Annotated in this window: 9 protein-coding genes; 1 reads left to right on the top strand and 8 read right to left on the bottom strand. The window is 62.7% G+C overall.

What is annotated here, in order from left to right; translation table 11 throughout:
- Positions 1 to 6: 6 nt before the first annotated feature.
- From ACMC5O_RS03730 to ACMC5O_RS03705, 6 genes are all read right to left on the bottom strand, one after another.
- A complete protein-coding gene (locus ACMC5O_RS03730; protein ID WP_426693282.1) occupies positions 7 to 1,140 on the bottom strand; it encodes a YkvI family membrane protein in 1,134 nt (377 codons plus the stop codon).
- Positions 1,137 to 2,204 (bottom strand): DUF1611 domain-containing protein, encoded by a 1,068-nt coding sequence (locus ACMC5O_RS03725; RefSeq protein ID WP_187707657.1) that lies wholly within the window; start codon positions 2,202 to 2,204, stop codon positions 1,137 to 1,139. The genes ACMC5O_RS03730 and ACMC5O_RS03725 overlap by 4 nt, the downstream gene beginning before the upstream one ends.
- Before the next feature lie 11 nt (positions 2,205 to 2,215).
- Positions 2,216 to 4,360, bottom strand: a complete 2,145-nt coding sequence (locus ACMC5O_RS03720; RefSeq protein ID WP_426693281.1) for a TonB-dependent receptor — start codon at positions 4,358 to 4,360, stop codon at positions 2,216 to 2,218.
- 165 nt (positions 4,361 to 4,525) lie between these two features.
- Entirely contained in the window at positions 4,526 to 5,851 is a 1,326-nt protein-coding gene (locus ACMC5O_RS03715; protein ID WP_187707660.1) for a peptide MFS transporter, read from the bottom strand.
- Positions 5,848 to 6,858, bottom strand: a complete 1,011-nt coding sequence (locus tag ACMC5O_RS03710; RefSeq protein WP_426693280.1) for a dipeptide epimerase — start codon at positions 6,856 to 6,858, stop codon at positions 5,848 to 5,850. The genes ACMC5O_RS03715 and ACMC5O_RS03710 overlap by 4 nt, the downstream gene beginning before the upstream one ends.
- Complete coding sequence (locus tag ACMC5O_RS03705) at positions 6,858 to 8,876, bottom strand: serine hydrolase domain-containing protein (protein WP_187707661.1); 2,019 nt, start codon at positions 8,874 to 8,876, stop codon at positions 6,858 to 6,860. Before ACMC5O_RS03705 ends, ACMC5O_RS03710 begins: the two co-directional genes overlap by 1 nt.
- A 122-nt stretch (positions 8,877 to 8,998) precedes the next feature.
- Here ACMC5O_RS03705 and ACMC5O_RS03700 point away from each other — a divergent pair, with 122 nt between their 5' ends.
- Positions 8,999 to 9,652: a helix-turn-helix domain-containing protein gene (locus tag ACMC5O_RS03700; protein ID WP_425506876.1), complete on the top strand. Its 654-nt coding sequence runs from the start codon at positions 8,999 to 9,001 to the stop codon at positions 9,650 to 9,652.
- An 8-nt stretch (positions 9,653 to 9,660) separates the two neighbouring features.
- Here ACMC5O_RS03700 and ACMC5O_RS03695 read toward each other — a convergent pair whose 3' ends face one another.
- Together ACMC5O_RS03695 and ACMC5O_RS03690 are read right to left on the bottom strand one after the other, a co-directional pair.
- The gene (locus ACMC5O_RS03695) at positions 9,661 to 10,830 is read right to left on the bottom strand and encodes an MFS transporter (RefSeq protein ID WP_187707662.1); all 1,170 of its coding nucleotides are present in this window, start codon (positions 10,828 to 10,830) and stop codon (positions 9,661 to 9,663) included.
- A gap of 13 nt (positions 10,831 to 10,843) precedes the next feature.
- Positions 10,844 to 11,911 carry a LacI family DNA-binding transcriptional regulator gene (locus ACMC5O_RS03690; RefSeq protein ID WP_187709914.1) on the bottom strand — a complete coding sequence of 356 codons (1,068 nt, stop codon included), beginning with the start codon at positions 11,909 to 11,911 and terminating at the stop codon, positions 10,844 to 10,846.
- Positions 11,912 to 11,932: the final 21 nt, after the last annotated feature.

The following is an 11,932-nucleotide window of genomic DNA, read 5'->3' as shown; positions in this document are numbered from 1 at the left end:
CTTTGCTTAAGTCTCGAGCGCATGCTCCGGCGCCCGTTCGTTTCGGAAGATCTTCCAGACGCCGATGGTCAGCAGCGGCAGGACAAATACTGCGAGGAAGATGTAGGCCAGAGCCCGGTAGCCGTTGGCGATCAGGGCAACGAGGCCAAAGCGGCCCGCTGCGAACATGCACAATGCAAGCAATACCAGGCCGATGGTCAGGCGCGCGCGGTGTGACAAGGGAGCTCGGCCCCGAGATTCCCAAGCAATGTCGATGCGCTCGTTGATCGCGTGGACGGCGCTCGTCCCGCTTTCGAGAAGCGCCGAGAAGATCATAGCTTGAAACAGCAAGTGGAACCACGGCAGTCCCATGCGCTGCAGCAGGACATCTGACGGAAGCTGCGCGTCCTTGATGGCAGGATAGAAAGCCACCATCGGAATGAAGAACATAAGCGCCGGTAGCATTGTAAGCGGCCCAGCGAGCACGCCAGAGATCACTGCGTCGCGATCGCTGACGAGGTGCCGAAGCACGGGCAGAATGATTACTGCGCCGACCGTATTGTAGCTGGCGTACGTCAGGCCTCCCATCGCCCACCCGGCAGTTTCGGGGTGGGCCGCGAATGACGGCGCGATCAAATGGCCGAACGAATAGAGCGCGAAGACGATGAAGAGCGCGTACACCCCGTAAAGGAGATAGGAGACGTCGCGGAAAAGGCGTTCGACGGCCCTGTTCCCGAACGCAACGACGCCCGCGATCCCGAACATGAGCGCAACCGTTCCGACCCATTCCGGCGCCCCGAACACCGCCCCCGCGATCGCTCCCGCCGCCGCACCGTAAACGGCGAGGATCAGCACCACGAGAAGCAGGTAGGCCAGTTCAAACAGAATCCAGCCGGGACCGACAATCTCTCTGAAAAAGTTGCGGTAGTCGAAAGTTTGTAGCCGCCGTGCAATTACGAAGGTGATCACCGAAAGAAGGCTCATGATCACGGTCGCGAGGCCGATGGCCATCAGTCCACCGCGCGGCCCGGACGGCAGGAAGAATTCGGCGAGCTCGCGGCCGGTCGCGTAGCCCCCGCCGATCACGAACGCCTTGAGCGCAAGGCCGGGCAGCAGGATGCGCTTGAACCAAGTGTGCTCGGCGTTCGCTGCGTCGGTCACGCCTTCAGGCAATCCGTAATTAGCGCGTCGAAAGCCGGTCCGCCGCGAACCGGATCGGCAACTGGAAGCCCCAATCGAGCAGACTCCGCGTCGCATTGGGAGGTCGCATCCGCATCGCTCAACGAAGACGTGTTCAGAGAAATCCCGCCGCAACGGATTGCGGGATTGGTCCGTCGTCCAAGCGAAATCGTGAGATCGATGATCTCCTCAACCGGCGGAACCGCGAAGTCTTCATCGCCGAGCAAGCGCGTTCGGCTTGGATCGTGGCACACGACGAACACGTCGGGCTGGCTGCCGTGCAACAGAGCTAGCGACACGCCGGCATAGGCCGGGTGAAGGATCGAGCCCTGCCCTTCGATCACGTCCCAGTGGTCAGGTGCGGCCGCAGGGCTCAGCAATTCAGCCGCCCCGGCCGCGAAATCGGAAACGACCGCATCCATTGGAATGCCGCCGCCGGAAATCATGATTCCGGTCTGACCCGTCGCCCGGAAATCGGTAGCGACCCCACGCGCGGCAAAGGCGCGAGCGATCGACAGAGCAGTATATTTCTTGCCGAGCGCGCAATCGGTCCCGACGGTAAGCAGCCTCTTGCCGCTGCGCTTGAGGCCGGTGGCGATTGGAATGTTCGCGGGCGGCGTTCGAATGTCGATCAGGCGCCGCCCGAGACGCTCCGCTGTATAGCGGAGCTCCGCGATTTGCCCGAGCTTCGCGTGCATTCCACTTACGATGTCGAGCCCCGCTTCAAGCGCATCGACCAGCGCAGGAACCCAGGCCTCGGCAATGAAGCCGCCCGAATTGGCAACGCCGATTACAAGCGCGCGAGCGCCCCGGTCGTACGCTTCCGACGGCGACAGCTTCGGCAGTCCGAGGCTGATCCGGGCGCTCGGAAGTGCATACTCGCCGATGCACAGTTCGGGCGCCCAGTCACGCAACCCGAACGCAGTCTTCGCAAAGCCCGCTTCAACGGTGTCGCCGAGAAACAGGAGGTACGGGCGCGGCAGCTGCCCCACCCGCGCGTCCGACCTGTCCGCTGTCCGCGCTCGTTCCTCCACGCCCTGCGCCATTTAGCGATCCCCTATTGGCGAACGCTGAAGGACAGACCGACCGTGCGTGGCCGGATGACGGATGCAGCGAGGTTCCCGTTGAGATCGCCGAAGAACCCGAGATTCACGATCCCCCGAGCATCGGTCAGGTTTCGCACGAAGGCGTCGAGACGGTAACGGCCAAATTCCAGGCCAGCATGGGCGTCGACCTGCCCGAATGAGTCCAGCTTCCGCTGCCCGTTTGTGGCGTCGAAATCGCTGAACCTCCGGCCAGTGTAGTGCCAGCTGATCCCTCCGCGGGCCGTCAATGAGTCGCTCAGCGGATGCTCATACTCGCCGCCAAGCGTCCACTGCCATTTGGGATTGTAAGGCAAGGGATCGCCCTTGACGCCGCCGACGATGATTGGCGCGTCCTTCGTCAAATATGCATCGACGTATGACCCATTGGCGAAAAGGGACAGGTTTCGGTTGGGATTGACGCCGACCGTCACCTCGACGCCCTTGCTTCGTGCGCTTCCGCCGTTGGTGTTGACGCCGAACCCTTCGACCTGTGCGAGGAGCTGAATGTCCTTCCAGTCGATCAGGAACGCGCTGGCTTCGAAGGTCAGCAGGCGGTCGTTCGTCTCGGTCTTCACGCCAAGTTCGTAGTTTGTCGTCGTATCGGGACCGAACTGCCGAGGCACGCCTTCCGGAGCGAGCGGCGAGACCGCATTCGGCCCGCCCGGACGATAGCCCTTGGCGACACGAGCATAGATCCGCGTGTTCTTGTTGGGCTTGAACGTGGGGGCGACCGAATAGGTGAAGACGTTGTCCGACGACTTTCCGTCGAAGCTGCTCGCACCACCAGCCAGGAGGCCGTCCGTTTTCTGCACTACCGACTGACTGTTGTGGCTGTAGCGGCCGCCCGCGGTCAGATCCAATTTCGGAGAAATGTGCCAAGTCGCATTCGCGAAGCCTGCATATTCCCGGTAGCGCGACGGCAGGGCGACAATGACGAGACCATCCAGGCCCGGGAACAAGTCACCGGTCAGCGCATCGACCCCGTACAGGTTCTGCGTCAACTCATTCTTCTCGCGCGTGTAGAAGCCGCCGACCGTCCACTCGATCGTCTGCTTTCCCGTAGAGGCCAGCCGTACCTCCTGCGTAAAGCGACGCTGGGTCATCCCCTGGTCGACCGCGGCGCCCAGCGGCACACCGAAGAAGAAGGTCAGCAGCGGCCCGTAGACACTGCTTGCATCGACGACGGCCGTCTGATCGAGCGTGCCGTAACTTGTCGATGACACCAGCCCGACAGACCCGAAGTCGTAATCGATCGTCCCGTTGTAGATCCGATAGTCGATGTTGTTGGGCTGTTGCAGAACGCGCGACTGGGTCAGTCTTCCGTAGGCCGGCTTGAACGTGACGGGATCGAGATCGACCTCGTTCGTCCCATTGCTGCGGATGTTCTGGAGATGGACTGACGCCCGCACCGTCAGCCTGTCCGTTGGCCGTACGAGGAACGACACGCGTCCGCCGTAGGTCTTCCCGTCGTTGATGTCTTTTCCGAGGCTCGGGTCGTCGATGTAACCCGGGTCCTGGCGATAAAAGCCGCTCGCCCGGAAGGCTGCGTTATCCGAGAGCGGCACGTTGACCGCAGCACGACCCCACCAGGCCGTGTCACCGTGAGAGACGCCCTCAACACCGAGTTCGGCGGCGCCCCCGAATGAACTCGTCCCCGGTTCCACCGTCACGAATTTGACGAGACCGCCGAGCGAGTTAGCGCCGTACAGAGTGCCTTGCGGCCCACGCAGGACCTCGACCCGTGCAAGGTCGAACGGATCGATATCCGGCGTGAGAATTGCACCGTTCGCAAGCGCGGTTGCCGAACCGAACGGCGTTTCATCCACGTACGTCGCGACGGTAGCACCGACGCCGCCGGTGTTGACACCGCGCAGCACGATCCGGGAATTGCCAGCCTGGGTTTCGACGATGTTCGCGCTCGGAAGCCGGGTCAGGTAATCCGAAAACCGTGTCGCATGCAGGTTCTCGAGCGTCTCGGCGGTGACAACCGAAATCGACTGTGGAACGTCGAGCAGCGCCTGCTCACGCTTCTGGGCGGTGACGATGATTTCATCGCCTTCAGGTTGCTGTGCTTGCGAAGCCGCCGGCGCGTTTTGGGCGAGCGCCCCCGATGGCAAGCCAAGACAGAAGGCGGCTGCTGAGCCCAAGAGTGCAATTCGCGATGCGTTTCCGAGCCTAGTCATTTTCAACTCCCCTTGATCGATGGCCTGCGTCTCCGCGTCAGGCCTTGATGGCGCGGAACAGGCGCCGAAAATCTGCTCAGAATTTGAATTCGTCGGACCTCAGGCATTTTGAGGCCTCGCAATTCCCTCCGGGACGTCGGTCAGATCGACGACGCCTGACTGCTGCGCCTGAGCGAGTATCCGCCTGGTCGGCCGGTCGAGCAGGTAAAGCATGACCGCCGCAGCGCTCGCGATTGCCGCGAGCAGTACGAAGAACTGGATGTGCCCGAGGTGGCTCCAAAGCCGCCCGACCTGTCCCGCCAGTAGGCTTCCACTGAAGATGGCGAGATACCAGGAGGCAACCGTGGTTGCGCCGAGCTTCGGAGGCGCGAGCCGGGCGAACACGCCGAGGCCGTTGGGCAAGATGTAGAGCTCGCCCAGCGTGAAGATCACGAAATAGGTCAGCAGCCAAAGCCAGTGCGCGCGGCCACCACCGCTGAATGCCTCGGCGCCAGCGATCAGGAGATATGACGCGGCGACTATCAGCGCGCCGCACGCCATCTTTTGCGTCGGCGACAATTCGCGTCCTTGCTCCGCCTGCTTTTTCCAGCGGGCCAGCAGCAGCGGGGTCATGACCATGACAAGAAGCGGGTTCAGCGAGAAGAACATTGCAGCGCCGATCTCGACACCGCCGATCACCCGATCGACATCATCGCGCATCCACAGCGCGAACGTGTTGCCGATCTGCTCGTAAGCACCGCGGAAAATCGTCACAGCCAAGCCGATTCCGAGCAGCAGCAGGACAGTGTCGCGGCCCCTGTGCGTCTGCTTGCTGGCGGGAAGCACCGGCTCCGCCTCGTTGCGTTCAACCGGCAGGTAGGGCTGGCCCCAGACGTAGATGACGAGTCCCGCGAGCATTCCGACGCCGGCGGCTCCGAAGCCCCAGTGCCAACCGTAGGATTCGCCGAGGAATCCACAAATCAAAGGCGCGAGGAACGCGCCGAGGTTCACGCCGACATAATAGACGTTGTACGCCCACGGACGCCGCGGATCGTCGGCCTTGTAGAGGTCGTTGATCTGGCTCGGCAGGGTCGGAAGGAACAAGCCGTTGCCGAGCGCAATGGTCGCCAGCGCGAAGTAAAAGGCGGGCTGGAACGCCATCATGAAATGGCCCGCCGCCATGATCGCCGCGCCGATGATCACCGCGCGACGCTTGCCGAGCCAACGGTCCGCGATCGTCCCGCCGATGATCGGCGTGAAGTAGGCGAAGGCCGTGTAGAAGCCGTAGATGCTGGAGGCCTTCTCCTGCCCGAACAGCATCGTCGTCGTCATGTAATAGACGAGCAGCGCCCGCATTCCGAAGTAGGAGAATTGCTCCCACATGTTCGTGAGGAATAGGATCGTCAGTCCGCGCGGCTGACCGAACCAGTTCGACTTCTCACTCATGCGGCCAGTACCGCGGCCGGAGTTCCCCAGACCTCATCGGGGCACCAGATCTGGCCGTCGCTGTAATGAACGCCCGGAACGCGATCTTCCTTGAGGAAGGTCGGTCCGTCGAGGTCGACGTAATCGCACAGCTGTCCGAGGATGAACGCCGGAGCCATCGCAAGGCTCGTTCCGACCATGTTGCCGACCATCACGCCGAGGCCCAGCCGACGGGCTTCCTCGGCCATCAGCAGCGCCTCGGTAAGGCCCCCGCACTTGTCGAGCTTGATGTTGACCACCTGGAAGCGGCCGACGAGGCCCAGAACGTCCGCGAGGCCGAGCACGCTCTCGTCCGCGGCGATCGGAATCGGGCTCTCGAAGCCCTCCAGATCGGCTTCGCGCCCCCGCGCAATCGGTTGCTCGATGAGGGACACGCGCTGTTCGCCCATCGCCGCTACGAGCGCGTCGAGCTGGCCGACACCAAAGCCTTGGTTGGCATCGACCCCGAGCCAGACGTCCGGCCGGGCGTCACGGACTGCCGCTACGCGATTGATGTCGAGAGACAGTTCGCCGGTAAGCTTGAGCTTGATTGCGCGAGCATCGGCGTAGCGCCGCGCTCCTTCGGCCATCTTCGCCGGATCGTCCGCACCCAGAGTGAACGTGGTGATCAGCGGGCGCGGAACTTCGATACCTGCCAGCCGATACGCGGCAATTCCGGAACGGTTCGCTTCCAGCTCCCACAGGGCGCAGTCCACCGCGTTGCGGGCTCCACCGATAGGAAGGATTTGCCGAAGCTCCTCGCGGCTCTCGCAGGCTTCGATCGCCGAACGGTTCGCTTCCAGCGCCTCGACGATCTGCGGCGCTTGGTCGCCGAGATAATAGACGCCGCCCGCCTCCCCCCGCCCCCGATGCTGCCCGTCTGTGAGCTCGACGACGACCAACTCCGAAGCCTCGAACACGTAGCCGGAGATCCGGAACGGGGCGGCGAGACGGTGGGTCTCAATCCGGTAGGCGAGCGCCAGGCCCATCAGTAGTTCGTCGCGAAGCCGATGAGATGATAGGTGAGCGCAACCCAGAGGACGGTCAGTGCGGAGACGACCAACAGAGCGCTCCAGGCCTTGGCTTTCCAGGTCGCCTTCCAGCCGCCTTTCCGGCGCCAGACCGTCGCCGCGTACCAAAGGATCGCCGCGGCGCCTCCGATGAAGGCGATGAAGCTGATCACCTGGACCGTCAGGACCACCGGCAGGAAGCTGACGCTGAGATAGTTTAGGTCGTCGAACATCACCGAGATCATGACCACCCAACCGATCAAGGTCAGGAAGATGGCGGTGGCGGCGATGCGGCTGGCCCGATACGCCTTCAACTCACGACCCTCGAGTCCGAGCGCCGCACCGTAGCGGCGGCGAACGATCGCCCTGACCGGCCAGAAGAGCATGGTCAGGAAGAGGACTGCGAGACTGAGATAGGTCAGGGGGAGCAGCCAGGATGAGTTCTGGTACCAGGGCGTCCGGTCCCAGACGATGATCGGGGCAACGCTGCCAAGGCTGAAGCGAACCGCCTGGCCGTCGACGACCTTGGCGCCGAGCATCTCGTGGCTGTTTGCGTCGCGCCAGAGCATCGGACCGACGGCAACCCACTTGCGAGGCTGGCCGTTCAGTCCAAGGAACAGGCCGTCGGTCAGGACAGGTTCGCCGTCCTTGCCGACGCCGACCTTCGTCTGGCTGATGAAGTCGGTGATGCTGATAAAGCTGGAGAAGGACCGGCGCGAGGTCGACCAGGTACCGGCGAGCTTTTCGGCATTCGCCTTTGCTTCCTTCGCAGCGAGCTTCCGGGTGTCGGCGGGCGCCGGGAAGTAACGATCGGCGAACTCCTCCAACAACGTGTTGCGAAGCGCATGCGCTGCGCCTTCCTTGCCGGGGCTGTTGAACGAGACGAACAGGCCGACGTCGTCATTCAGAAAGAGATGAAGGTCGCTGTGGAAGGCGACCGTGTCGCCGCCGTGCGAAATCACCGGATGACCGTTGATGTTCGACTGGTAGAAGCCGAGCGACATCTTCTGCAGGCCCGGAATCGGATCGTTGGCGGTGGAATGCATCAGCTGCGCCGTGGCCGGCTTCAGCAACGGCCCGCCGTTCGCGAGATGCGCGATCATGAAGCGGCCCATGTCGTCGCCGCTCGCCGACAGGCTGCCGGCCGGCGCGACACCGACAAATTCATACCCGTAGGGCTTGTCGTTACCCGGCTGGTAGCCCTCGCCCATGAAGGGCTTCAGGTTTGCTGGAAGCGGCTGCCGGAAGGTCGCATACTTCATGCCCGTCGGCGCGAAGATATGGCGCTCTATGTAAGCCTCGAACGGCTCGCCCGAGACACGGCTGACGATGTAGCCCGCCAACGCCGTCGCCCAGTTGGAATAGGCCGGCGTCGTGCCCGGATCATAGACCCGCTTCGGCACCCAGCGCTTCAGGATCGTGTCGTAGGGAACGTACTTCTTCTGATCGACTGCGATCAGGTCCATCACCTGCTCTTCGAACCCCGACGTGTGCGTCATGATGTTGCGAAGGGTGATCGGCTTGCCGTTGCGCGGCGGAATCTTGAAATCGAGGTACTTGTTGACGTCCTCGTCGAGGTTGAGCTTGCCCTGCTCGACCTGCTGCATGACCGCCGTCCAGGTGAAGAGCTTCGAGGTCGAGCCTGGACGGAAAAGCGTGGTGTGCGGGTCGACCGGCTTGCGCTTCTCGACGTCCGAGAAGCCATAGCCGCGGCTGGTCAGGATCTGGCCGTCCTTGACGACGACCACCACTGCGCCGGGAATGTCCGCACGGCCGATCGAAATCGGCATGTAGCCATCGAGCCAGGCATCCACGTTCTCCGCCGTCAGCGGTTGCGCGCTGCCAGTCGGGAGCGCCGGTTTTACGAGTGGCGGCTGGAGTTGGCTGGCGATCGGCGCGGGCTTTGGAACCAGCGTCGGTTGAACCGCCTGGGCGTATGCGCCAGACAGAAACGCAGCGCCAATGATGACCGAAACCAATGCAGCCGCTTTCCGCATTTTCTCTCCCCCTGACAGCGATTTGCTCAAACGGGCCAAATCGACTTATCATGCCAACAAGTGTCGGATGAGGACATAATGAGCCTGATTGGAAAATTGTCAAACGCGCGGCGGCAAGCGCTGTGAGCGGGCCGACGCTTGGCCAGATCATCCGCGACCTGCGGGCGAGAAAGGGCTGGACGCTCAAGGAGATGAGCGAGCAGAGTGGGATTCCGGTCTCGACCCTATCGAAGGTCGAGAACGGTCGGCTCACGCTGACTTACGACAAGCTCCAGCAGATGAGCGCTCGACTCAAGATCCGAATGTCCGACCTTTTTGCCGAGGTGGACCCGCAGGTTGAAAGCATCACCGCTCGCCGGAGTATTGGCCGGATCGATGACGCTGTCCGCGTGACGACGCCGAACTACGACTATTACTATCTGTGCCCGGAGCTTCGGCGGAAGCGCATGATCCCGATCGTGACCCGGATCGCGGCCAAGTCCCTCAACGAGTTCGGCGATCTCGTCCGGCACTCGGGCGAGGAATACATTCATGTGCTTGAGGGCAGCATCATCGTACATACGGAATTCTACGATCCGGTCGCGCTGAAGGCCGGCGAGGGAATCTACATCGATTCCAACATGGGCCACGCGTACGTGGCGGGCGAGGATTGTGAGGAAGCAGTCGTTCTCGGTGTCTGCTCGAGTGCGGACGAGGGCTTGATAAACTCGCTCATGAACATCCACGGTCCCGACGACGAGGCGGAGTCAGAACGTAAGGCGCGACCCGCCGCCTGACGTCCTGATCAGGCCGATTGTTGGTCGGTGCGGACGAGCGCCACGCAAAGGCCGGACAGCACCAGCATTCCTGCGAGGACCGTCAGTAGGAGGCTGAAGCCGCGTCCCGGCACCAGCCAGATCGCCAGCAGCGGCGCAATGATAGACGGCAGCGTGTTCGTCAGGTTGAGGATGCCCATGTCGCGGCCTCTCCGGCCCGGCGAGGGAAGCAGCTGCATCGAATAGGCCGAATGCAGGGACAGGTAGACCGCGGTCGCGCAGCCGAACGTTCCGTATCCGATGATCGATTGGGTCGTTCCGCCGTCCATCGCCATCAATCCAAGGCCGACGGCCGCTACGAGGGCCGCGGCGATCAGGAACGGCTTTCGCGGCCCAAGACGGTCCGACAACCGGCCGAACGCCAGGGTGATTGGAAAAGCGCAAGCGAGGGTGACCGCGCTGATCAGCGCAACCTGCGCCTGCGTCTCCGGAACGGCGAGACTTTGGAAATAATAGAGCAGGAATGCGAACAGCATGGCCCCAGCGATTTGCACCAGCAATCGCGCCAGCCAGAGCAAGCCGAAATCGATCCGAAGCTTGCCAGTCCGCCGCGGCTGGTTCGGGATTGTTTTGAGCTCGGATGGCGCCCGCACGAAAAGGAGCGGCATCACCAGGCCCAGGATCAGAATGCAGACCAGGCCAAGCTGCAGGCTTTGCGACGACACGCCCGGCAGCGTTACGAGGACGCCCGCCACAGCGCCAATGGGTGGGCCTGCGGCGAGCAGTCCGCCAAGCAAACCCTTCTCACTGTCAGGCACCGTGTCCGCGGCCCATGCGGTCAGCGGCGAAAGGAGCATGTTCAGTACGAGCTGATAGGCAATGATCGCCGCAATGATCGCAGCTTCAGATTGCGCGAAATGGAGCAGCAGGTAACTGCCGAGGGTGAGGACAAGCCCCGCCCCCGCCCAGCCGCGGCGGCTGCCGACAACGTCGCTCGCCCAACCGAATGCGATATTCCCGACGCTCGCGGCGATCGCTCCGAAAAGGGTGATGGCGCCAAGCCATTCGATCTTCGCATCACCCGCGAGCCCCGAGATCTTGTCTGGCAGAAGAAGCGTAAGGAGCGGCGCGTAGGCAACGACGCCGCCCGCGTTCGCAAGTCCGAAAAGGATGAGAAAGCGCCGGCGCGAGTCAGCCATCAAGGCCGATTGTCTAACCTTTTAGCGGTCCAGTGGAACTACGAACGATCAACGAGAAGGGCACGATTTGGGTTTTGGTCGGCCCTGGCTCCCCGATGTTGACCTTGATCAGCAGCTCGGCTGCGCGGGCCGTCATCTCTGCAATCGGCTGCCGGATGGCGGTCAGCGGAGGCGCGCTGAACTTGACGATCGGCGTATCGTCGAAGCTGATGATCGAAAGATCGTCGGGAACCCTGAAACCCATCGACTTCGCGACTTCGAGCGCGGCCAGCGACATATGGCCGCTGCTCGCCAGGATCGCGGTCGGCGGGTTCGGAAGTGAAAGCAGTTCTCGTGTCGCGGCCTCGCCGGACTCGAAGGTGAAATCGCCCTGCGCAATCAGTCGCGGATCATCTTCGATTCCGGCAGCGCGGACGGCACGCTGGTAGCCCTCGCGGCGATCGGTGCTCAGCGCATATTCGAGGCTGCCGGTGATGAAGCCAATTCGGCGATGACCGAGACGGGCGAGCTCCGCGGTCGCAGCAGCGGCGGCCGTTGCATCATCCATCGCAATTCCGAAACCCGCGCCTTTTCTGGTCGAACCGATCCGCGCGAACGGAATTCGGCGTTCGTTGAGCAGATTGGTGATGGTCGGATTGTCGCCGTGCGGCGGCGTCAAGATGACCCCGTCGGGATGTAGCGCCCCCAGGGCCGAGGTCAGTTCGCGCTCGACGTTCGAGCTGTGCGTGTCGACCAGCTCGAAGATCATCCGATAGCCATGCTCCGCGCATTTAAGCATTCCGCCAAGCAGCATCTGATCGACCCAGTCTGTGCCATCGCCAGACCGCCAGTCCTCGATTGTACGGTCGCGGTCGTTCAGCGCCAGCAGAAGGTACGACTTCTTCCCCGCCATGCGTCGAGCGGCGAGGCTCGGCACATATCCGAGCTTCTCGATCGCCTTGAGAACGCGTTCCTTGATCGCCGGCCGGACATTCGGACCGTCGTTGATGACACGCGACACAGTTTGAAGCGACACGTCCGCCTCGGCCGCCACGTCCTTGATCGTGACGGGACGCGGACGCGCGCCTGGATTTCGTTGGATTACGGAAATGGCGGCTGCCCT

This window comes from Sphingomonas sediminicola (genome assembly GCF_049991885.1).
In the GTDB taxonomy this organism is placed as follows: domain Bacteria; phylum Pseudomonadota; class Alphaproteobacteria; order Sphingomonadales; family Sphingomonadaceae; genus Sphingomicrobium; species Sphingomicrobium sediminicola.
The sequence above is the reverse complement of the archived record's forward strand: the minus strand, read 5'-3'. Positions and strand labels throughout refer to the sequence as shown.

What these genes read in the sequence shown, in the direction of transcription:
- ACMC5O_RS03705 (WP_187707661.1), bottom strand. Translation starts at nt 8,876, where the DNA reads ATGCGGAAAGCGGCTGCATTGGTTTCGGTCATCATTGGCGCTGCGTTT.
- ACMC5O_RS03725 (WP_187707657.1), bottom strand. Translation starts at nt 2,204, where the DNA reads ATGGCGCAGGGCGTGGAGGAACGAGCGCGGACAGCGGACAGGTCGGAC.
- ACMC5O_RS03710 (WP_426693280.1), bottom strand. Translation starts at nt 6,858, where the DNA reads ATGGGCCTGGCGCTCGCCTACCGGATTGAGACCCACCGTCTCGCCGCC.
- ACMC5O_RS03715 (WP_187707660.1), bottom strand. Translation starts at nt 5,851, where the DNA reads ATGAGTGAGAAGTCGAACTGGTTCGGTCAGCCGCGCGGACTGACGATC.
- ACMC5O_RS03695 (WP_187707662.1), bottom strand. Translation starts at nt 10,830, where the DNA reads ATGGCTGACTCGCGCCGGCGCTTTCTCATCCTTTTCGGACTTGCGAAC.